Below are 19,960 nucleotides of genomic sequence, written 5' to 3'. Positions count from 1 at the left end.
TCGCTGCAACAGGGAGAGAGCCATCACCGTCATGACCAATGGCAAAGAAGACCCCGCCCTCGCTCGCTTCCGCAAAATGTCGCGGCCGGTGCGGCTGATCTATGCGCGGCCGCGGACTTTCATCGCGCCCGCGACCGGCATCCTGGTCAGCCTGCTGCTGCCGGGCTCGTTCAGGCTGGTGACGCGTCTGCTGTTCGGCTGGGATGCGCTGATCGCGGTCTATCTCGTGCTGGTCTATGCGATGATGCTGTGCAACGACCACCAGCACATCCGCCGCGCCGCTGCGATGCAGGACGACGGCCGCTTCCTGATCCTGCTGGTGACGGCCACAGGGGCATTCGCCAGCATCGCCGCGATCGTTTCCGAGCTGGGCACGCCGCATCGCGGCGTGTGGGAGCTCACGATCGCGATCACCACGATCGCGCTGTCATGGGCCGCGGTCCACACGACATTCGCTCTGCATTACGCCCATGATTACTACCGCGGCGCCAAGCCGGGCGGCCTGCAATTCCCGAGCGGCGACAAGGAAGACCACGCCGACTATTGGGACTTCGTCTATTTCTCGTTCGTGATCGGCATGACCGCGCAGGTCTCCGACGTCGGCATCACCGACAAGACGATCCGCCGCACCGCGACGGCGCATGGGATCGTGTCGTTCATCTACAACACGGCTTTGCTGGCTTTGACCGTCAACATCGCAGCGAGCGCGATTTCGAATTGACTCGTCCGGCGTTCGCCGGACGAGTTCGATCGTCAGCGACAAACCTCGGCATTGGCGTCGTTGCCGGGGCCGCCACCGCCGCGATATTCGAGATGGCAGCCGCGATTGACGGGACGGCAACCGGTGCTGTTGCAGAACATCTGTCCGCCGCCCGCAGCACGGCTGGCGCCGGCCGCAGCGGCAATGCCGGCCGCTGCACCATAACCACCTGCCGCTCCAGCGGCGGCACCGCCGGCCTGACGACGCTGCCGTGCCGGACGCTCATCGCCGTCGTCGCGCTTGGCCGTCGCGGGCTTGGCCGGCTTGGCGGCGCGCTGCTTCTCGCACTCATTGTCGTCGTTGACCGCATAGCCCTCGCGGCAGACGATTTTGGTGCATTTGTCGCCGTCGGCCTTGAAGCCATGCTCGCAAACCAGCGGACAGACCCTTGCCGGCTTCGCCTTGACCGCATCCAGCGCGTCGGAGCTCGCCATCTTCACGTCGAGCTTGGTGCCCGCATAGCGGTTGAACTGCGACAGCGAGCGCTGCGAGGACGTATTCCAGTTGCCGTCGGCTGCGCCCGAGAAGCAGCCGACCCGGCCAAGCTCGGTCTGCACGGAGCGGCTGAGATCGGCCGGCGCGGTCGCCGGCGTCAGCGACGCAACGTTGGTGCCGGCGGGGCTCGCTGTGCTGGCCGGCGCCGCGCTCGGGGCCGCAGCGGCGAGATTGACGCGCTGCTGCTCGGCCGCAGCCGCCTGCTGCTGCGCCTGCTCCTTCGTCTTCTGCGCAGCGAGCTGCGCCTGCTCGGCCGCTTTCGCATCGGCCGCGGCTTTGGCCTGCGCATCCTTCTGCGCGCCGAGCGCGGCGAGACGGTCACGCTCGGCCTCGGCCTGCTTCGCCTTTTCGATTGCCGCCGCGTGAGCCTGCTCGGCCTTCAACTTGTCGATCTGCAGCTTGGCGAGATTGGCGTAGAAGCCGTCAGGGTGCTGGGCGAGGAAAGCTTCCCACGCCGGCTTGTTGCCGACCTGGAGCGCGAGCTCGTAGTCGCGGCGCATGTCGGCCTGCGGATTCACCGCGGGCGCGGTGGGCGCGGTGGGCGCAGCAGCCGCCACCTTGACTGGAACCAGTGGCACGTCCTCACCACCGAGCGAGCCGTAAACGAACGGCTCCTGCTTGTTGCCGGTCGATTTGAGCACCTCGTCGCGCACGAAACCGAAGGCGCGGCGGACATCGAGGCCCGGCGTCGTCAGATATTTCGACAGCGCGACCGTAAAGGGACTGTTGGCGCCGTCGCCGTCCTGCGCCGTGAAGCCGGCCTTCGCCGAATAGGCGATCAGCGTGTTGGGGCTGGTCGGCTCGACCTGGGCCAGGCCACGGCCAATGCCGCGCGAGGCCACCGTGCGCTTCATGGTCTTGCCGAACGGATTGTCACGGCAGGCATCCAGGATCACCAGACGAAGCTGCTTGGCCGGCTCGACCGCGACCAGGACGCGGTCGAGGGACAGCGCCTCGTCATAAACGTCGGTATCGCGCTCGAGCTTGGCGTCGACAGGGATCAGGTAATTCGAGCCCTCGACCTCGATGCCGTGACCGGCATAGTAGACCACGGCGATGTCGGCACTGCGGGTCGCGTCGGCGAATTCGCGCAGCACGCGCCGCGTGTCCTGAGCCGACAAATCGTGTCGGTAATCGACGATGTCGAAACCGGCCTCTTTCAGCGTCTTGGCCATCACCGCACCGTCGTTGACGGGGTTGGTGAGCGACGGCGCGTGCCGATAGGCCGAGTTGGCAAGCACCAGCGCGACGCGGTTGCCCGCGAACGCGGGCTCCATGCCGAACAGCAGCGCTGCAGCGAGGAGAAGCGGGCAGAGTCTGAGCAGATTGCGCATGACACAACTTCCGGAGTTCGGGGCGTTTCGTGCCCCTTTGGAACCGCTTTAGCAGGATCTCGCGGCGGCGCTTGTGATGGAGGTCACGAAGACCGCGCCGGCGACAGCCCGAGAGCCCCCCTTTGTTTGTCGCACCAGCCCGCTCGCGGTTCGCGGCCGAGCCGGCGTGCGGACCAAGTTGCTTTAGCCATCACCGATATGCCCCCGATATTGCGGCAGATTGTCCGTAATTTCGTGCCAGGGCGCCTTCGAGGCGACGAAAATGTGGGCGCTTGGCCGGATCGAGGGGGCATCGACCAGGGTTCCCATGGCGACATGGACCCATTGTCCGTCACGCACCCGGGAATAAAGCAGCGAGCCGCATCGCCCACAATGGGCGTCATGGGCGGTGTCGTCGCCGAAAATGAGCCGCTGGTCGTCACCCCGGACGATACGAAGCTTGTCCTGCGCGATGCCGGCGAACGGCTTGAAGGCGGAGCCGGTGGTGCGACGGCAGTTCGAGCAATGGCAGTTCATCGCATAGGAGAACGCGTCGACCACCTCGAAGCGCACGGTGCGGCAATAGCATTCGCCGATCAGGATACGAACGTTCGAATTTTCTGATCCGGTCATTCCAACACCCTCGCGCGATTGGCGCGAGACACCCATAGCGCATTTCGATGTGTACGACTAAGTTCCGCCCAAGCCATCATGCAAAAGGATGACCCATGAACCAGAACCGTTCGAGCGTCGAAGCCGTCGTACAATCCTATTTCGACGGGCTTTACGAGGGCGACGCCGAGAAGCTCGGCACCATCTTCCATCCCTCCGCGGATTTGCGCTGGGTCGAGAAGGGTGAGCTCCAGGTGTTGACCGTGCCGGACTGGCTCGACCGCGTCCGCAAGCGTCCCTCCGGCAAGGCTGAAGGCAAGCCGCGCGAGGACTTCATCGTCACCATCGACCGCTCGGACGACAAGACCGCCTTCATCAAGGTCCGGTGCCAATTGCCGCCGCGCTATTTCACGGATTATCTGGTGGCGATGAAGCTCGCCGACGGCTGGCAGATCGTGTCGAAATCGTATCGGTACGATCTGAGGGAGTGAGGGGAGCCACGACCTTCCCCTGCCCGACTCGAAAAGCGCTCTCTTCCATTCTTCCCTCAGTGAGAGCCAAATTCTCGCCACACGTCATTGCGAGGAGCTCTTGCGACGAAGCGATCCAGACTGCTTCTGCGGATGGATTTCTGGATTGCTTCGCTTCGCTCGCAATGACGCGGCTGATAGCGCGTTCATTTCAACCTCACCGCCACTCCCCCCGAGACCCTCTCATGCATCTGGACCGCCGCTCTGTCCTTGCCTCGCTCGCCTGGTTGGCCGCGTCTCCCGCATTCGCCGCCGAGGCACCTCCTGAGCTCGAATCCTACGAGCGCGAGAGCGGCGGGCGGATCGGGGTCTATGCGGAGAACCTTGCCAACGGCAAGAAGCTCGCCTGGCGCGCCGACGAGCGCTTCGTGATGTGCTCGACATTCAAGGCCTCGCTCGCAGCCTGCGTGCTGGCACGGGTCGATCATGGCGAGGAGCAGCTCGCGGCCATGATCCCTTACGGCAAGGCCGACCTGCTCGACTACGCGCCGGTCGCCAAGCAAAATCTTGCGGCCGGCGCGATGTCGGTCGCCGACATGTGCAAGGCAATCGTCGAGCTCAGCGACAACACCTGCGCCAATCTGTTGCTGGCGCGGATCGGCGGTCCGGCGGTCCTCACCGCGTTCTGGCGCTCGCTCGGCGACACCACTTCGCGGCTCGATCACAACGAGCCCGAGCTCAACCGTTCGCCGCCCGGCAATCCCCAAGACACCACGACACCGGCGGCGATGGCGGGCAATTTGCGGCGGCTCGTCGTGGGCGAAGCCCTGTCGCCGGCCTCGCGGACCCTGCTCACCGAGTGGATGGTGAACTGCAAAACCGGCGCGAACCGGCTGCGCGGTGGCCTGCCCACCAGCTGGACCATCGGCGACAAGACCGGCAACAACGGCAAGGATGCCTCCGGCGATATCGCGGTCGCCTGGCCCAAACCCGAGACGCCGATCCTGATCACGGCCTATACCCAGGGCGGCACGCCGAATGCGGCGCAGATCGAAGCCGCCTTTGCGCGGATCGGGCGCATGGTGGCCGAGCGGCTGGCGTAAGCCGCGCATTGACCCAGCCGTCGCTTCCGGGTCAAGACAGACCATCATGGAAGCGAAGTTTCAGACCTTTCTCATCCTGCTCGCCGTGCTGGCGGGCACCGCATTGGCCGCGCGCCGCTTCAACATCGCCCCCGCCATTCTGCTGATGCTGGCCGGCGTCGGCCTCGCCTTCGTCCCGGGCATGCCGCCGGTTGAATTGCCGCCGGAACTGGTGCTGCTGATGGTGCTGCCGCCGCTGATCTACTCGGCCAGCGTCGCCATGAGCTGGCGCGAGTTCAGGAACAATTTGCGCCCGATCGTGCTGCTCGCGGTCGGCGCTGTGATCTTCACCGCGGCGATGGTGGCGGCCGCTACGCATTACCTGATCGGCCTGCCCTGGACCATCGGCTTCCTGCTCGGGGCCATCGTCGCGCCGCCCGACGTGGTGGCGCCGCTCGCGATCGCGCGCCGGCTCAATTTGCCGCGGCGGCTCGTGGTCATCCTGGAGGGCGAAGGGCTCGCCAACGACGCCACCGCGCTGATCCTCTACCGCTTCGCGCTGGCCGCGATCATGGTCGGGCATTTCTCGCTGCCGCTCGCGGCCGGCGAATTCCTGCTCATCGTCGCCGGCGAGATCGCCTTCGGCATTTGGGTCGGCTGGCTCTCTTTGCGCTTCCGCAAATGGTCCGGGGATCCGCAGGTCGAGCTGACGCTGTCGCTGATCACGCCTTACGTGTCCTACTGGCTGCCCGAGCATGTCGGCGGCTCCGGCGTGATCGCGACCGTGGCCTGCGGCCTTTATGTGAGCTGGAACGGCCCGCTGCTGATCTCCTCGGCAACGCGGCTGCAAGGCATCTTCTTCTGGGATCTCGTGATTTACCTGATCGAGGGCGTGCTGTTCCTGCTCACCGGCTTCCAGATGCGCGCGCTCTACGAGAAATCGAAAGCTTTCCCGCTCGATGACATCCTGATCGCGACCGCTTTGGTCCTGATGATCGTCGTGATCGCGCGGTTTGCCTGGCTCTATCCTGCGACCTATCTGCCGCGGATGCTCAGCAAATCGCTGCGCCAGCGCGATCCGTCGCCACCCTGGCAATGGCCGTTCGTGCTCGCCTTCACCGGCGTGCGCGGCGCGGTGTCGCTGGCGGCCGCGCTGGCGCTGCCGTTCACGTTGCCGGGCGGCGAAGCGTTCCCATATCGCGACCTGGTCCTGTTCGTGGCCTTCGGCGTCATCTTCGTCACGCTGATCGGCGTCGGGCTCACGCTGCCGCCGGTGGTGCGCTGGCTCGGTGTCGCGCAGGCCGGTCGCGACGAGCACGTCGCCGAGCACGAGGCCGAGATCTCCGCGCGCCGCCAGGCGCTCGACGCGGCGCTGAAATCGCTCGACGCGCTGACCGAGGAAAAGGAGGTGTCCGACGAGGTGATGCGGCTGCTGCGTGCCCGCCACGAGATCCGCGTCAACCAGTTGCCGGATTCGCTCGATCCCACCCACCACGACGTCTCCGCCGCCGGCACCGCGCTGACCCGCGACCTGATCGCGGCCGAGCGCAAATTCATTCACAACCTCCTGCGCGACGGCCAGATCACCGACGAGACACGGCGGCGGATCGAACGCGACCTGGATCTGGAGGAGGCCAGCCTGGCGAACCGGGAGTATCGGGGCGTGCCGCTTTAGCGCCGTGAGCTACCGCCTCTCGCAAAACTCCCTCATCGCAGCCGCAACGGCGCCCGCGACCACCTCATGTCGCTCCGGCGAGTTCATCGCCATTTCCTCGTCGCGGTTGATGATGGAGCCGGCTTCGAGCAGCACGGCGGCACTGCTCGTCCGCGACAGCACGACGAGACCGTCATAGCGGTAGACGCCGACATCCTTGTCGAGCAACTGGCGCCGGTAACGGCCCATCACCGGCAGGGAATATTGGCTGGCATAGTGCAGGCCCTGCTCCTTCAACTGCCGACCGATCATCCGAGCCAGCATCAGGCTCGTGGCGAAGTGCGGATTCTGCTGCGACACGAACAGCGAGTGGCCCGAAAACCGATCGCTGAAATAGCTCTTCGCGCCATCGAATTCCCAGGTCTCGAGCAGTGTGTCCGGGACCGAATCATGATGGATCGACAGGAAGAGATCGGCCCGGCCGTCATTCGCGGCACTGACGCGCTTGAACAGGCTCGGCCGCGCCTTGCCGTCGGTGACGAGCAGACGGGTTGCGGCGAAGCCTTCGGACTTGAGCTTCGCCGTGACGAGCTTTGCGAGAACGAGATTGAAGCCGAACTCCGGATCGTTGCGCGCGCTGAGGGCGCCGTAGGAATCCGGGGTGTGCCCGACGTCGACGACGATCCGGAATCTCTTGGGCTCGCACGCCGTCGGCCCGGGCTGTCCTTTCGCCTTCGCAGGCTTACCCTGAACGGGGGCGCCCGCTGCAAGCAAGAGCGCGATGAGCCCGATCGCAATGGCGCGCCACGGCGTCCTCACACCGGCCGCTCCCCCTTCACCGTCACCCGCGTGCCCGAGCGCGTATGCGGCCAGTAGTCCCACATTGCGCGGTGCTGGGTGCAGCGGTTGTCCCAGAAGGCGATGGCGTTCTCGGTCCAGCGGAAGCGGCACTGGAACAGCGGGTTTTCGGCGTGCTGGTAGAGGTAAGCGAGCATCGCATCGCTCTCGTCGCGGGGGATACCGTTGATGTGGCGGGTGAAGCCGCGGTTGACATAGAGCGCCTTCTTGGCCGTGACCGGATGCGTGCGCACCACGGGATGATCGGCGTGCGGATAGCTTGGCCGGTCGGCGACGCCGTAATTGGCATAGAGGCCGCGATAGATCGGCTCGCCGTCATGCAGCGCGGTCAGGCCGTCGAGATAGGTCTTCATGCGATCCGACAGCGCCTCATAGGCCGCATACATGTTTGCGAACAGCGTGTCGCCGCCGCGCGGCGGGCACTGCTTGATGTAGAGGATCGAGCCCATCGGCGGCTCGAGATCGCAGGACACGTCCGAGTGCCAGCCCTCGCCGTTGGCGCGCGGCGAGTTCTTGTCGGCATAGATCTTCATCAGGGCTGGGTCTTCGTGCTCATGCGGCGCTGCCGGATGAAAATGCAATTCACCAAACTTGCGGCCGAAGGCGAGATGCTGCTGCGGTGTGATGTGCTGGTCGCGGAAGAAGATGACGAGGTTTTCGGCGAGCGCGCGGTGGATCTCGTCCATCTGCCGGTTGGAGCGCGCATCGCCATCCACGAGCGAGCCGATGTCGATGCCGGAGACTTCCGCGCCGATGATGGGGGTGAGCTTTTCGACCGCGATGGTCTCGTAGGGCGCGCCGTCCTCGGCCGTGTGGCGATAGCGCGGGCCCTGCTTGCCGGCGAGTGAGCTCATGGCGTGTCTCCCGATCGTTGTTGATTGGAGACATCGTAGCAATGTAGGGCGGGTTAGCGAAGCGTAACCCGCCACTTCGCGCCCGCAAAAAATAAGGCGGATTACGCTTGCGCTAATCCGCCCTACGAATTCAACGATGTGATGGCCGCAAGCTTACTCCGCCGCGGTCACCGGCACCTTGGCGCCCTGGCCGTAGCGCTGGTCGATATAGTCGATCACCAGCGCCTTGAAGTCGGCGGAGATCGTGGGGCCGCGCAGCGTGCGGAACTTCTTGCCGTCGACGAAGACAGGCGCGGCCGGGGCTTCGCCGGTGCCGGGCAAGGAGATGCCGATATTGGCGTGCTTGGATTCGCCGGGGCCGTTGACGATGCAGCCCATCACCGCGACGTTGAGCTCCTCGACCCCCGGATATTTCGTCTTCCACGCCGGCATCTCGTCTCGGATGAAATCCTGGATCGAGCGGGCCAATTCCTGGAATGTGGTCGAGGTGGTGCGGCCGCAGCCGGGGCATGCCGCAACCAGCGGCACGAAGGTGCGGAAGCCCATGGTCTGCAAGAGCTCCTGGCCGACCTGAACTTCACGGGTGCGGTCGCCGCCGGGCTCCGGCGTCAGCGAGATGCGGATGGTGTCGCCGATGCCCTGCTGCAAGAGGATGCCGAGCGCCGCCGAGGAGGCCACGATGCCCTTCGAGCCCATGCCGGCTTCGGTGAGGCCGAGATGGATCGCGTAATCGGAACGGCTGGCGAGGTCCTGATAGACCGCGATGAGATCCTGCACCGCCGAGACCTTTGCGGACAGAATGATGCGGTTCTTAGGCATGCCGAGTTCTTCGGCGCGTGCGGCCGAGAGCAGCGCGGACTGCACCATGGCCTCGCGCGTCACCGCACGCACGTCGCGCGGATTGGCGGAGGCGGCGTTCTCGTCCATCAGCTTGGTCAGGAGCTCCTGGTCGAGCGAGCCCCAATTGGCGCCGATGCGGACCGGCTTGCCGTTCTTGTTCGCGATCTCGATGATGTCGGCGAACTGGGTGTCGCGCTTGTCCTTGAAGCCGACATTGCCCGGATTGATGCGGTACTTGGCGAGCGCCTCGGCGCAGGCCGGATAGGCCGCGAGCAGCTTGTGGCCGATATAGTGGAAGTCGCCGATCAGCGGCGTGTTGATACCGCGCTTGGCGAGGCCGTCGCGAATGTGCGGAACGGCGGCAGCGGCTTCCTCGCGGTCCACGGTGATGCGGACCATTTCGGAGCCGGCGCGCGCAAGCGCTGCGACCTGGGCGATGGTACCGTCGATGTCGGCGGTGTCGGTGTTGGTCATCGACTGCACGACGATCGGCGCACCGCCGCCGACGGCGACGTCGCCGACCTTGACCTGGGTGGTACGATGGCGCGGTGCGGGTCCCGCGAGATCGGAATCGATTGATGTTTCGGGCTTGTTCATGGGGTCCAAATATCAGGTTTTGGTGACGTTCAGCAATGCATCAGCTGGCGCCGCAGCCATTTGGCTCGGACGGTTAACCAGAAAAAGCCCAGCAATTACAAGGACAGCGGCCGCCCCGAATGCCAGACTTAGGGTGTCGTGCATGATGAAATAGCTACCCACCACGCCAAACAAAGGGGTGATGAAGGTAAAAGCCGACAATTTGCTGGCCGAATAGGTCTTCACCAGAGCGAACCAAAGCGTGAACGTGGTTCCAACCACCCAGATCGCCTGGAACGCCATCAGGCCGAGCGACAGCGGCGCCGGCGTGTGGGTGATGGTCTCGCCGAACAGCCAGGCCGCCAGCCCCAGGATCGGGATCGAGGTGGCGACCTGGTAGCCCAGCGCCTTCTCGGGCGCGGCGAACCGCAACCGCGTGCCCTTGGCAACCAGCGTCGTCGCCGCCCACAGCGCGGCGCCGCAGACGATCATGAGGTCGCCGAGCAGCACATGTGAATCCACATTGGGCTGCGGCACGCCGATGGCGAGCGCGACGCCGGCAAAACTGATGGCAAGGCCCAGCCATTGCGAGGCGCCGAGCCGCTCGCCGAGCACCTGGTAGGAGCCGAGCGCCACGAAGAACGGCGCGGTGTAGAGGAACACCACCGCGCGCGAGGCCGAGGTGAGGCGCAGGCCCTGGAAGATCAGCACGAATTCGATACCGAACATCATCCCGGCCACCAGGCCGGGCTTCCATGTCCCGTCGCGCTCGAAGAATTTCACGCCGCGAAAGGTGCCGATGATGAACAGCACCGGCAGCGCGCCCATCGAGCGGATCATCGCCTGGAGCATCGGCGGAATGTCCGGCAGCACCAGCTTCACCGCGATCTGGTTGAACCCCCAAGTCAGGCACAGCATGAGCATCAGGGCAATGGCGCCGGCACTGAGGGGACGCGCGACGGATGGGTTGGCTTGTGATGAGGACATGTCTTCCCGAAAAACCGGCTTTGCGCCGTTGTTGTTTTATGCAGCTTTCTGACAATGGGTGCAGACGCCCGTGATCTCCACCACGGACAATTTGGGCGCAAAGCCCGAGCTGCGTGCCGCGGCATTGAGATCCCCGGCGAACGATGCCGACGGGATCTCGCCGACCAGGCCGCAGCGCTCGCAAATCAGGAACGCCACCGCCGAGGTCGCGTCATGGTCGTGGGCGGCGCAGGCCAGATAGGCGTTGCGGCTTTCGATGCGGTGCACGAGGCCGTTGGCCATCAGGAAATCGAGCGCGCGATAGACCGTGATCGGCGCCGGCCGCGACATGGATTTGGCGAGCTCGTCGATCACCTCATAGGCGCCGAGCGGGCGGTGGCTGGAGAGCAGCGCTCCCAGCACTTGGCGGCGAATGGGCGTGAATTTCTGCGCGCGCTGCTCGCAGACCTCCTCGGCATGCGCCAGGGCATCCGCGGTGCAGCGGCCGTGATCATGGTCGGGTGCGGGAAAGGCCGATTTCGCAGGGGTCATGCCGCCGAGCTTCTAGCATTTCGGCAGGGGAACCCAAAGCACGACCGACAGTGCGGCTGCCAGCCATGCTCTTCCGGCGGGACAGCTTCCCAGTAACTCGCCATGAAATAATCATAAGCTTGCTTATTATATGCCAAGCTTATTGGAGACCAAGCTCATGACCCGCGGGTCGGTCGATCAAAACTTCCTGTTTACGCTGGGCGAGCTCTATCGCCTGCTCCGCGTCTATGCCGACAAGGAGGCATCGCGCTTCGGCATCACCCGCGCCCAATGGGCGGTGCTGGCGAAGGTCGAGCGCAGCGAGGGCATGAAGCAGTCGGAACTCGCCGAACTGCTCGAGATGCAGCCGATCACGCTGACCCGGCTGATCGACAAGCTCTGCGACAGCGACTGGATCGAGCGCCGCAGCGATGCTTCGGACCGCCGCGTCAAGCGGCTTTATCTCAAGAAGGCCGGCCGGCAATTGCTGGGCCGGATGAGCGGGCTGAAGTCCGAGCTGACGGCCAACGCGCTCGAGGGCATCACGCCGGCCGACGCCCATCGCCTGCTGACCCAGCTCGAAACCATCAAGGAAAACGTGCGCACCGCGATCCAGACCAGCGGCGCGGAACAAGCGCGCAAGGAGCAGCGCTATGGCTGATCAAGTTCTCAAGTTCCAGCCCGAGCAGAAGACCGACAGCGGTAAGCCCACCAAGAAAGCAGGCACCAATCCGCGCCGCCGCCTCGTGGCGGGCCTGCGGCGTTACCGCCGCTTCCTCCTCCTGGTCGTGCTGCCCGTGATCGCCGTCGTCGGCGGCCTCACCTTCTATGTCAATGGCGGCCGTTATGTCGGCACCGACGATGCCTATGTCGGCGCGCAGAAGGTGCTGGTGACGCCCGACATCTCCGGCAAGATCCTGAAGGTGGTGGTGAAGGAAGGCCAGTCGGTCAAGCGGGGCGACGAGCTGTTCGAGATCGACCCCGTTCCGTTCCGCCTCGCGGTGGACGAAGCCAAGGCGCAGCTCGCGCAGGCGCGCACGACCTATGACAACCTCGTCGCCAACATCAAGATCTATGGCGACATGCTCGATCTGGCGCAGCAGGGCATCGATCTGAAAAAGCGCGACGTCGAGCGCAAGCAGGCCTTGGTGAAGAACAATTTTGGCTCGCAGCTCGATCTCGACAACGCCTCGAATGCACTGGTGACCGCCGGCGCGCAGGCGCAATACATCAAGCAGCAGCTCTCCAACGCCACGACGCAGTTGCTCGGCAACCCCGCGCTGCCGCTGGAGCAATTTCCGCCTTACGCACAGGCCAAAGCCAAGCTGGACGATGCCCAGCGCAACCTCGACCACGCCGTGGTGCGCGCGCCGATGGATGGCGTGGCGACGCAGGTCGAACAGATCCAGCTCGGTCGTTTCGTCACCGCGGGCACGCCGGTGTTCTCCATCATCGACGTCGCCCACCCCTGGGTCGACGCCAACCCGAAGGAGAGCGACCTCACCTATGTGACCGAAGGACAGGCCGTCACGCTCGAGGTCGACGCGTTCCCGAACCACGTCTTCAAGGGCAAGATCGGCTCGCTCTCGCCCGGCACCGGCGCGCAATTCGCGATCCTGCCGCCGCAGAACGCCACCGGCAATTTCGTCAAGGTGGTGCAGCGCGTGCCGATTCGCATCTATTTCGACGAGACCGACAAATACGTGCGGAAGCTGAAGGCCGGCATGAGCGTCTATGCCACCATCGACACCGGTCATCAGCGCTCGCTTGCCGGCCTGCTCGGCCTGTCGGCGACAGCGAACCAAGACAAAGACTAGGTCGAGGACTGATCCGATGTCCGGTCCCAATGCCAGCCTGATGGTCCCCGGCCTGCGCCGGAACATGGTGACGATCTGCGCCATGACCGCGACCATCATGCAGGCGCTGGACACCACCATTGCCAACGTTGCCCTGCCCTACATGCAAGGCACGCTGTCGGCCTCGCAGGACCAGATCAACTGGGTGCTGACCTCCTACATCGTCGCCGCGGCGATCATGACGGCCCCGGTCGGCTGGATCGCCAACCGCTTCGGCCGGAAGCGCATCTTCATCATCTGCTCGGCCGGCTTCACCATGGCGTCGGTGCTCTGCGGCCTCGCGCAGGACATCAACCAGATGGTGCTGTTCCGCCTGCTGCAGGGCGTGTTCGGCGCCGCCCTGGTGCCGCTGTCGCAATCGGTCATGCTGGACTATTACACGCTGCAGGAACGCGCCAAGGCGATGTCGATCTGGGGCATGGGCGTGATGATGGGCCCGATCATGGGCCCCTCGCTCGGCGCCTGGCTGACCGAGACCTATTCCTGGCACTGGGTGTTCTTCGTCAATTTGCCGTTCGGCGCCATCACCGTGCTCGGGCTGATCGTGTTCATGGACGAGACCGACAAGAACCTCAGCCTCAAATTCGACTTCTTCGGCTTCGCCGCGCTCGCGGTTGCGATCGGCTCGCTGCAGCTCGCGCTCGATCGCGGCGAGCAATTGGGCTGGCTGGAATCCAATGAGATCCTCGCAGAGTTCATCGTCTCGGCGGTCGCCTTCTACTTCTTCCTCGCGCACTCCTTCACGACCTCGACCCCGTTCATCCGCTTCGCGCTGTTTAAGGATCGCAACTTCGTCACCGGCTGCATGTTCATGGTCGTGATGGGGCTCGTGCTGTTCTCGACCATGGCGCTGGCCTCACCCTACATGCAGAACGTGATCGGCTATCCCATCATCACCGCCGGCCTGCTGCTGGCCAGCCGCGGCTTCGGCACCTTCTTCGCCATGATGCTGGTCGGCCGCATGATGCGCTACATCGAGGCCCGCACGCTGATCATCGCGGGCCTGACCCTGACCGCGGGCTCACTGTTCCAGATGACCGGCTGGACCGATTTGACCCAGGTGCCGGAGATCGTCACCGTCAGCGTCATCCAGGGTTTCGGCTTCGGCCTCGTCTTCGTTCCGCTCTCGACCGTGGCGTTCCTGACGCTGTCGAACGAGCTGCGCACCGACGGCACCGCGATGCTGACCCTGATGCGGAACGTCGCGAGCTCGGTCGGCATCTCCGTCGTGATCGCGCAGCTGACGCAGGGAACGCGGCGGACCTATGCGATCCTGTCCGAGAACATCAACCCGTTCAACCATGCACTGCAGATGCCCGACGTCAGGGGCCTGATCAACCTGTCCACCGACGCCGGCCGCGCCATGGCCGACAGAATGGTGAGCGTGCAGGCGCAGATCATCGCGTTCGCGCACGACTATCAGCTGGTGATGATCTTCATCCTTTGCACGATCCCACTCGCCTTCCTGATCGGCTCGACCAAGGCCACGCTGCGCAAGCAGGCGGCCGGGCCGGAACATGCGGTGATGGAGTAGGCGCAGTTTCACGCGATCTCGTGTCCCGGGCGCGGTGCAGCGCGGAGCGATGCGCCGCAGAACCGGGACCCATTCTGCTGTCGGATCTGGGCCCCGGCTCAGCAGCGCATCACACCGGACGATGCTTCGCATCGCCGGGAGTGCTGCGCTGCGTCCGGGGCACGAGAGATCACCCCAGCAATTCCTCGCAGCCCAGATCATCCACGGCCGCAAATATCCGCTCCAGATTATTCCACCAGATCACCGGCGGGAAGTTGATGCTCCATTGCCAGACCGGCCTCGTGATCTGCCACAGCACCGCCCAGCGATAGTCGCGGTCGAGCGCGCCGCGCGTGTAGCCGGTGATGCCGCTCTCGATCAGCGTGTCATGGTAGAGATTGACCAGCGGGCGTTCGAGCGATTGCCGGCGCTCCGGATACCAATGCATCGCCATCATGTAGGCGAGGTCGTGGGTTGGAACGTTGATGCTCCACAGGTCGAAATCGAAGATGCGCGCGGTATCGGCGACGCCCGCACGCGGCAGCAGGAAATTCCAGACATGGGCATCGCCGTGGGTGATGCTGAGGTGACGGCGTGACTGGTAACGCTGGGACAGCCGGTCCGACTGATCGATCAGGCGACGATAGAGGGTCCGTCGCTCCTCGCTGAGGCGGTCACCGAGAAAATCGGCGAAGCGGTCGTAATGCCCCGCGAACGTCTCCATCCGCTCCGCGCTGTCCTCGGGGCTCGCGAAGGTGCCGACGGTTTCGCCGAGGCTCGGATGGTCCCACCACGCCGCATGCCAACGCGCGAGCGTCGCCACGATCGCAATCGCCTGATCGCGCGATGGCGGCAGCGGCCAAGCCGTCGCGATCTCGTGACTGTCGGTGAGATCTTCGAGCAGCAGGTGCCAGACGAGGCTGTCCTCGTCGAAATGTCCGTCGAAGCAGCGGGGCACGAGTCCGGGCGCCATGGTCGGCGCCAGTTGCGTATAGTATTCCACCTCGCGCCGGCCGCCGTTCGCAAGCTTCTCGGCGAATGCGGCATTCGCGGTCTTCAGGATCAGCGATTGCGGGGCGCCGGTGGCTTCGCCGACATAGCGCAGGCCGAGCCGGATGATATGCGACACGACGGTGTCGCGCTGGTGCAGCACCTTCACCTCGCGCACCGCGCCGGCGTCCAGCACGCCGCCCCGGCGCAACGCGGCCGTCAGTCGGGCGGGCTCAACAACCGCCGGCAATTGTGGAGACGTCATGAACCACGATGCCCCTGTCCCGCGCCATACTGCACGATCACACTCCCGGGCACCAGCGGCCGGAACGCCGCCGGGGCTCAGGCCGCCGCGGTCGAGTCGCGCACGGTCCGCACGACCACCGACCGCAGCTGTTCGAGATTGGCCGCCATGCCGGTGATCGCCTGTCTGACCTCCGTGGCGCGCTCGTTCACCGACGCGGCATCACGGCTGACATTGCCGATCTTGGCCGAGACCTCCTTCGCCGCGGACGCCGATTCGGAAATCGACCGCGTGATCTCCCGCGTCGCGGCGTCCTGCTCTTCCATCGCGGCGGCAACCGAGGTCGCGACGCCGTCGATCTCGACGATGTGCCCTCCCATCGTCTCGACGGCATCGACCGCGGCCTGGGTCGAGGCCTGGATCTCGGTAATCAGCCGCGTGATCTCCTCGGTGGATTTGGCGGTCTGGTCCGACAGCGATTTCACCTCGGCCGCGACCACGGCGAAGCCGCGACCGGCCTCGCCGGCGCGCGCCGCCTCGATCGTGGCGTTGAGCGCCAGGAGGTTGGTCTGGCCGGCGATGCCGCCGATGAGGTCGGAGACCTCGGCGATCTTCTTCACCGATCCCGCCAGCGCCTGAATGGTCGAACGCGCCTGCTCGCGGCCGGCGACGGCGGATTTGGTGACCGTGCTGGTCCGCGCGACCTGGCTCGCGATCTCGCGGATCGAAGCGCTCAGCTGTTCGGCCGCGGCCGAGACGGTCTGCGAGCTGCCGAGCGCCTGGGTGGAGGCCGCCGCAACCGCCTGCGACTGCGCCGAGAGCGAACTTGCGATGTCCGACAGGCTGGCGGCGGCACGTTCAACGCCATGACTCGCCGCGGTCGCGGTGTCGACCGAGCGGCCGGTCTCGCGCTCGACAGTCTCGGCCATCTGGTTCAGGGCGCCGCGCTTGGCCAGCGCCGCCTCCTGCTCCTGCCGCAATTGCTCCTCGCGCAGCCGGGAATTCTCGACCGCCGCCTGCTTGAACACCTGGAGCGCGCCCGCCATCGAGCCGACCTCGTCATGGCGGTGCGCGAAAGGAATCTCGGCGGCGAGATCGCCGGTCGCGAGCTTCTGCATCGTGCCCGTCATGCGGACGATCGGGCGCACCACGCCGAGAGCGACGCCGAGCAGGCCCGCCGCGATGAAGGCGAGGACAGCCGCGGACACGCCGAGGAGGATATAGAGCATCGCGCTGTCGCGGTCCGCGGCCAGCGTTTCCATGGCGGCATTCTGCTTGTTGGCGCTCTCGACGATGCTGTCGATCACGGCGCGATGCGCGGTGTAGGCGTCCTTGAGCTGCGCATAGGCGCGCTCGGACCCAGCCGCGTCCTTGGCCTTGAGGGCCGGCAGGAGCTGGTCGGACGCCTTCCAGAATTTCTGCACCTCGGCGTCGGATTTCGACACCAGCGCGGTCTTCAGGTCGGCCGAGAGGCTGGAGGTGACCCAGAACGCCTTGCGCTCGTCGTAGTCCTTGCGGAGCTGGACCAGGCGTTCGCCGTGGGCCGCCAGTTGATCCGGCTCGCGCATGGCGAGGGTCGCCTCGAGATAGGCCTCGATGACGTATTCCGGCGGCGGCAGGATGTCCGCAATCAGGTCGTTGCCGAGCTTGATGTCCGAGTAGAGCGGACCGCCGACCTTGAGCTCTTTCAGGGCGTACAGGCTGGTCGAGACCACGGCGGCAAAGCCGATGGCGATAACGATCCCGAACGCAATGATCGCGGAGGACAACGACAAACGAATTTTCATGAAACAATCCAGGGCGCGCGCCGAAACCGCGTGGAGCCTAGATCAATGTGGTAAATACGGGATTGCCTCGCGGAAAAGTTGCAAAAAGAACGGCTCCGCAAAATTACGGAGATTGCAGGTTCGCGAATCGGTTTTAGGTCAGAGAAACTGACGCACAATGAGCCGGCGACGCGGGCGCGATTGCGCGGGATGAGAACTGGCGCCGGCGAGCTTGCCTCACCGGCACCCATCGCCTCAGACGTCGAAGAACACCGTCTCGTTGTCGCCCTGGAGGTGCAGGTCGAGCCGATAGACCGGCTTGCCGGCCTCCCGCACGGCGGTGATCGTGGCGCGCCGATCCGTGGGCACCAGCGCCAGCACGGGATCGGCGGCGTTGCCGGCCTCATCGCTGAAATAGATGCGGGTGTAGAGATGCCGCAGCATGCCGCGGCCGAACACCGCAAGCAGGATGTGCGGCGCCTGCGGCTTGCCGTCGGGATCGGGCACCGCGCCCGGCTTGATGGTGTCGAAGGCGTAATTGCCGTCCTTGTCGGTGCCGCAACGGGCAAAGCCGCGGAAGCTCGCATTCGGCAGCGCGCGCTTGTCCTGCGGGTCGGCAAAGCGGCCTTGCGCGTCCGCCTGCCAGATCTCCAGCATGCAATCGGGAACGGCAACGCCGTCACCGTCGAACACGCGGCCTTCGATACGGATGCGGTCGCCCGTGACATCGGGCGTGAGCGTCGAGCTGGTGAACGCGTCGTTCCAGTCGTACTCGCCGGTCGGCGTCAGGCCGTATTTGAAGAACGGGCCGACGGTCTGCGATGGCGTGATCCCATTGGGTTTCACAGAATCCTGCACTTAACTGTTCTCCATGGGGGTGGCGTTCTTGCCGCGCAGCACGATGTCGAACCGGTAGCACAGCGCCCATTCGGGCTGGGTATTCTCGAGGTCGAACGACGACACCATCCGGGCCCGCGCCTTCTCGTCCGGCACCGAGTTGAAGATCGGATCGAACGGGAACAGCGGATCGTTCGGGAAATACATCTGCGTCACGAGGCGCGTGACGAAGGAATGGCCGAACACCGACAGATGGATATGAGCGGGACGCCAGGCGTTGTGATGATTGCCCCAGGGATAGGCGCCCGGCTTGATGCTGACGAAGCGGTAGTAGCCGCTCGCATCGCTCACGGTGCGGCCGGCGCCCGTGAAATTCGGATCCAGCGGCGCGGGATGCTGGTCGCGGACGTGGACGTAGCGGCCGCAGGAATTGGCTTGCCAGATCTCGACCAATGAGTTCGGCACGCCCCTGCCGTCCTCGTCGCGCACATGGCCGTGCACGATGATGCGCTCGCCGAGCGGCTCGCCGCTATGCTGGCGGGTGAGGTCGTTGTCGCCGTCGCGCACGGTCTCGTGGCCGTAGACCGGGCCGGTCAACTCCGACAACGTATGCCGCATCGGGATCAGCGGCTTGTTCGGCGCGCGCTTGATCGAGCTTTTGTACTCGGGCGACAGCGGCAGCGGATGCGCCTTGTTGCTGTCGGTGGGATAGATGAACGTCATGGGCGAACTCCTCCCCGGCCATTGTGGTCCGGCCGGTCAACGCTTCCGCCAATCATTATAGGATATAACTAATTTGGGGAAGCGGGTTTGGCGGGCGTGCCGCGCGCTATTTGATCGGCGGGCGCGGCAGCACGGCCTCTCCGGCTTCGAGCCGGTAGGTGTGGTCGAGGGAATACCAGGGCGCGGTGACATCGCGCGCGGTCGGATGCGGCGTGTCGTGGCGCTGGAACTTGCCGATCAGCGCCTGCGTCACCCCGAACTGCACGTCGCTGTCGATATGCGGGTCGGAGGGATCGTAGACCTGCGAGATCAGCACCTTGAATCCGGGCTTGAAGATCAGGGCGTGCAGATGCGCCGGGCGGTAGGGATGCCGGCCCTGCGCCTCCAAGAGACGGCCGACCACGCCGTTGGTCGGAATGGGATAGCCGACCATCATCACCGAGCGGAAGGAAAAGCGCCCGTCCTGGTCGGTCGTGAACTTGCCACGCAAATTCATGTCGGCCTGGTCAGGGTCCTGATTCTCGTAGAGGCCGACCGGCGAGGCGTGCCAGACATCGACCTCCGCGCCGGCAACCGGACGGCCATCCTTGTCGACGACACGGGCGCTCACGAACAGCGGCGCGCCCGGCGTCTCGGATCGGACGATCGACCCGCCGTTCTCGACCCGCGGCGAGTTCAGCCGCCAGAACGGTCCGAGCAGCGACTGATCGGTTTCCGTGTTGCCCTGATCGCCATTGTTGAGCAGGCACACCAGCGGCGAGACACCGAGCGAGCCCGCCATCAGCACCACTTCATTGTGAGTGTCGGTGGTCAGCTTGCCGAGCTCGGCAATGATCGCCGTGGCGTCGCGAAACTCTTTCTCGGTCAGGCGGACATCGCGCACGAAGCCATGCAGGTGCTTGACCAGGGACACCATGATCTGGCGCAGCCGCGGGTCGGACGTCCGCTCCATCACCGCCAGGGCAGCCGCCGTGACGTCCTGCTCGCGCTCGATGATCATGGCACGCCTCCCAACCGCCC

The 19,960-nt window shown here is 65.2% G+C and carries 20 protein-coding genes; 8 read left to right on the top strand and 12 right to left on the bottom strand.

Annotated features, from left to right (window positions below; genetic code table 11):
• Window positions 1–31 precede the first annotated feature (31 nt).
• Window positions 32–721 carry a DUF1345 domain-containing protein gene (locus SE92_RS24955; protein ID WP_063199280.1) on the top strand — a complete coding sequence of 230 codons (690 nt, stop codon included), beginning with the start codon at window positions 32–34 and terminating at the stop codon, window positions 719–721.
• Between the two features lie 32 nt (window positions 722–753).
• On the opposite strand, the gene SE92_RS24950 is transcribed toward SE92_RS24955, so the two are convergent.
• Entirely contained in the window at window positions 754–2,589 is a 1,836-nt protein-coding gene (locus SE92_RS24950) for a caspase family protein (protein WP_063199277.1), read from the bottom strand.
• Between the two features lie 183 nt (window positions 2,590–2,772).
• Window positions 2,773–3,201 carry a GFA family protein gene (locus tag SE92_RS24945; protein ID WP_063203745.1) on the bottom strand — a complete coding sequence of 143 codons (429 nt, stop codon included), beginning with the start codon at window positions 3,199–3,201 and terminating at the stop codon, window positions 2,773–2,775.
• Between the two features lie 95 nt (window positions 3,202–3,296).
• Here SE92_RS24945 and SE92_RS24940 point away from each other — a divergent pair, with 95 nt between their 5' ends.
• From SE92_RS24940 to SE92_RS24930, 3 genes are all read left to right on the top strand, one after another.
• Entirely contained in the window at window positions 3,297–3,671 is a 375-nt protein-coding gene (locus SE92_RS24940) for a nuclear transport factor 2 family protein (protein ID WP_063199273.1), read from the top strand.
• 224 nt (window positions 3,672–3,895) lie between these two features.
• Window positions 3,896–4,753 (top strand): class A beta-lactamase, encoded by an 858-nt coding sequence (gene bla / locus SE92_RS24935; protein ID WP_063199270.1) that lies wholly within the window; start codon window positions 3,896–3,898, stop codon window positions 4,751–4,753.
• A 46-nt stretch (window positions 4,754–4,799) separates the two neighbouring features.
• Window positions 4,800–6,407, top strand: coding sequence for a Na+/H+ antiporter (locus SE92_RS24930; protein WP_063199267.1), 1,608 nt, complete (start codon window positions 4,800–4,802; stop codon window positions 6,405–6,407).
• A gap of 9 nt (window positions 6,408–6,416) precedes the next feature.
• Here SE92_RS24930 and SE92_RS24925 read toward each other — a convergent pair whose 3' ends face one another.
• The 4 genes from SE92_RS24925 to SE92_RS24910 all read right to left on the bottom strand — a co-directional run bounded on the left by SE92_RS24925 (window position 6,417) and on the right by SE92_RS24910 (window position 10,432).
• Window positions 6,417–7,205 (bottom strand): N-acetylmuramoyl-L-alanine amidase, encoded by a 789-nt coding sequence (locus tag SE92_RS24925; RefSeq protein ID WP_063199265.1) that lies wholly within the window; start codon window positions 7,203–7,205, stop codon window positions 6,417–6,419.
• Complete coding sequence (locus SE92_RS24920; RefSeq protein WP_063199262.1) at window positions 7,202–8,098, bottom strand: TauD/TfdA dioxygenase family protein; 897 nt, start codon at window positions 8,096–8,098, stop codon at window positions 7,202–7,204. Before SE92_RS24920 ends, SE92_RS24925 begins: the two co-directional genes overlap by 4 nt.
• Before the next feature lie 153 nt (window positions 8,099–8,251).
• Window positions 8,252–9,535 (bottom strand): flavodoxin-dependent (E)-4-hydroxy-3-methylbut-2-enyl-diphosphate synthase, encoded by a 1,284-nt coding sequence (ispG, locus tag SE92_RS24915; RefSeq protein WP_063199259.1) that lies wholly within the window; start codon window positions 9,533–9,535, stop codon window positions 8,252–8,254.
• A gap of 12 nt (window positions 9,536–9,547) precedes the next feature.
• Window positions 9,548–10,432 carry a DMT family transporter gene (locus SE92_RS24910; RefSeq protein ID WP_245324826.1) on the bottom strand — a complete coding sequence of 295 codons (885 nt, stop codon included), beginning with the start codon at window positions 10,430–10,432 and terminating at the stop codon, window positions 9,548–9,550.
• Here SE92_RS24910 and SE92_RS37210 point away from each other — a divergent pair.
• Complete coding sequence (locus SE92_RS37210; RefSeq protein WP_245324852.1) at window positions 10,314–10,553, top strand: hypothetical protein; 240 nt, start codon at window positions 10,314–10,316, stop codon at window positions 10,551–10,553. The two genes, SE92_RS24910 and SE92_RS37210, sit on opposite strands and share 119 nt — an antisense overlap.
• On the opposite strand, the gene SE92_RS24905 is transcribed toward SE92_RS37210, so the two are convergent.
• On the bottom strand, window positions 10,538–11,032 hold the full coding sequence (locus SE92_RS24905; RefSeq protein ID WP_063199255.1) for a Fur family transcriptional regulator: 495 nt from the start codon (window positions 11,030–11,032) through the stop codon (window positions 10,538–10,540). The two genes, SE92_RS37210 and SE92_RS24905, sit on opposite strands and share 16 nt — an antisense overlap.
• Before the next feature lie 157 nt (window positions 11,033–11,189).
• Between SE92_RS24905 and SE92_RS24900 the strand changes: the two genes are divergently transcribed.
• From SE92_RS24900 to SE92_RS24890, 3 genes are read left to right on the top strand one after another with little or no spacing between them, the layout of a single operon-like run.
• Window positions 11,190–11,672, top strand: a complete 483-nt coding sequence (locus SE92_RS24900; protein WP_063203744.1) for a MarR family winged helix-turn-helix transcriptional regulator — start codon at window positions 11,190–11,192, stop codon at window positions 11,670–11,672.
• Window positions 11,665–12,828 carry an HlyD family secretion protein gene (locus tag SE92_RS24895; protein WP_063199253.1) on the top strand — a complete coding sequence of 388 codons (1,164 nt, stop codon included), beginning with the start codon at window positions 11,665–11,667 and terminating at the stop codon, window positions 12,826–12,828. Before SE92_RS24900 ends, SE92_RS24895 begins: the two co-directional genes overlap by 8 nt.
• Before the next feature lie 16 nt (window positions 12,829–12,844).
• The gene (locus tag SE92_RS24890) at window positions 12,845–14,401 is read left to right on the top strand and encodes an MDR family MFS transporter (protein ID WP_063199250.1); all 1,557 of its coding nucleotides are present in this window, start codon (window positions 12,845–12,847) and stop codon (window positions 14,399–14,401) included.
• A gap of 169 nt (window positions 14,402–14,570) precedes the next feature.
• Here SE92_RS24890 and SE92_RS24885 read toward each other — a convergent pair whose 3' ends face one another.
• From SE92_RS24885 to SE92_RS24865, 5 genes are all read right to left on the bottom strand, one after another.
• Complete coding sequence (locus SE92_RS24885) at window positions 14,571–15,635, bottom strand: phosphotransferase (protein WP_063199247.1); 1,065 nt, start codon at window positions 15,633–15,635, stop codon at window positions 14,571–14,573.
• A gap of 77 nt (window positions 15,636–15,712) precedes the next feature.
• On the bottom strand, window positions 15,713–17,401 hold the full coding sequence (locus SE92_RS24880) for a methyl-accepting chemotaxis protein (protein WP_063199245.1): 1,689 nt from the start codon (window positions 17,399–17,401) through the stop codon (window positions 15,713–15,715).
• Window positions 17,402–17,635: 234 nt separating this feature from the next.
• Window positions 17,636–18,238 (bottom strand): protocatechuate 3,4-dioxygenase subunit alpha, encoded by a 603-nt coding sequence (pcaG, locus tag SE92_RS24875; RefSeq protein ID WP_157095660.1) that lies wholly within the window; start codon window positions 18,236–18,238, stop codon window positions 17,636–17,638.
• On the bottom strand, window positions 18,239–18,940 hold the full coding sequence (gene pcaH, locus SE92_RS24870) for a protocatechuate 3,4-dioxygenase subunit beta (RefSeq protein ID WP_063199241.1): 702 nt from the start codon (window positions 18,938–18,940) through the stop codon (window positions 18,239–18,241).
• Window positions 18,941–19,046: 106 nt separating this feature from the next.
• Window positions 19,047–19,940, bottom strand: coding sequence for a dioxygenase family protein (locus SE92_RS24865; protein WP_063199238.1), 894 nt, complete (start codon window positions 19,938–19,940; stop codon window positions 19,047–19,049).
• Between the last annotated feature and the right edge of the window lie 20 nt (window positions 19,941–19,960).

The sequence above is a fragment of the Bradyrhizobium sp. AT1 genome, from assembly GCF_001590795.1.
Lineage (GTDB): Bacteria > Pseudomonadota > Alphaproteobacteria > Rhizobiales > Xanthobacteraceae > Bradyrhizobium.
The sequence above is the reverse complement of the archived record's forward strand: the minus strand, read 5'-3'. Positions and strand labels throughout refer to the sequence as shown.

Bases quoted from the DNA above. Each gene is read 5' to 3' on its own strand.
- SE92_RS24955 (WP_063199280.1), top strand. From the start codon at position 32: ATGACCAATGGCAAAGAAGACCCCGCCCTCGCTCGCTTCCGCAAAATG.
- SE92_RS24950 (WP_063199277.1), bottom strand. From the start codon at position 2,589: ATGCGCAATCTGCTCAGACTCTGCCCGCTTCTCCTCGCTGCAGCGCTG.
- SE92_RS24945 (WP_063203745.1), bottom strand. From the start codon at position 3,201: ATGACCGGATCAGAAAATTCGAACGTTCGTATCCTGATCGGCGAATGC.
- SE92_RS24940 (WP_063199273.1), top strand. From the start codon at position 3,297: ATGAACCAGAACCGTTCGAGCGTCGAAGCCGTCGTACAATCCTATTTC.
- bla (WP_063199270.1), top strand. From the start codon at position 3,896: ATGCATCTGGACCGCCGCTCTGTCCTTGCCTCGCTCGCCTGGTTGGCC.
- SE92_RS24930 (WP_063199267.1), top strand. From the start codon at position 4,800: ATGGAAGCGAAGTTTCAGACCTTTCTCATCCTGCTCGCCGTGCTGGCG.
- SE92_RS24920 (WP_063199262.1), bottom strand. From the start codon at position 8,098: ATGAGCTCACTCGCCGGCAAGCAGGGCCCGCGCTATCGCCACACGGCC.
- ispG (WP_063199259.1), bottom strand. From the start codon at position 9,535: ATGAACAAGCCCGAAACATCAATCGATTCCGATCTCGCGGGACCCGCA.
- SE92_RS37210 (WP_245324852.1), top strand. From the start codon at position 10,314: ATGATGAACAGCACCGGCAGCGCGCCCATCGAGCGGATCATCGCCTGG.
- SE92_RS24910 (WP_245324826.1), bottom strand. From the start codon at position 10,432: ATGCTGTGCCTGACTTGGGGGTTCAACCAGATCGCGGTGAAGCTGGTG.
- SE92_RS24905 (WP_063199255.1), bottom strand. From the start codon at position 11,032: ATGACCCCTGCGAAATCGGCCTTTCCCGCACCCGACCATGATCACGGC.
- SE92_RS24900 (WP_063203744.1), top strand. From the start codon at position 11,190: ATGACCCGCGGGTCGGTCGATCAAAACTTCCTGTTTACGCTGGGCGAG.
- SE92_RS24895 (WP_063199253.1), top strand. From the start codon at position 11,665: ATGGCTGATCAAGTTCTCAAGTTCCAGCCCGAGCAGAAGACCGACAGC.
- SE92_RS24890 (WP_063199250.1), top strand. From the start codon at position 12,845: ATGTCCGGTCCCAATGCCAGCCTGATGGTCCCCGGCCTGCGCCGGAAC.
- SE92_RS24885 (WP_063199247.1), bottom strand. From the start codon at position 15,635: ATGACGTCTCCACAATTGCCGGCGGTTGTTGAGCCCGCCCGACTGACG.
- SE92_RS24880 (WP_063199245.1), bottom strand. From the start codon at position 17,401: ATGAAAATTCGTTTGTCGTTGTCCTCCGCGATCATTGCGTTCGGGATC.
- pcaH (WP_063199241.1), bottom strand. From the start codon at position 18,940: ATGACGTTCATCTATCCCACCGACAGCAACAAGGCGCATCCGCTGCCG.
- SE92_RS24865 (WP_063199238.1), bottom strand. From the start codon at position 19,940: ATGATCATCGAGCGCGAGCAGGACGTCACGGCGGCTGCCCTGGCGGTG.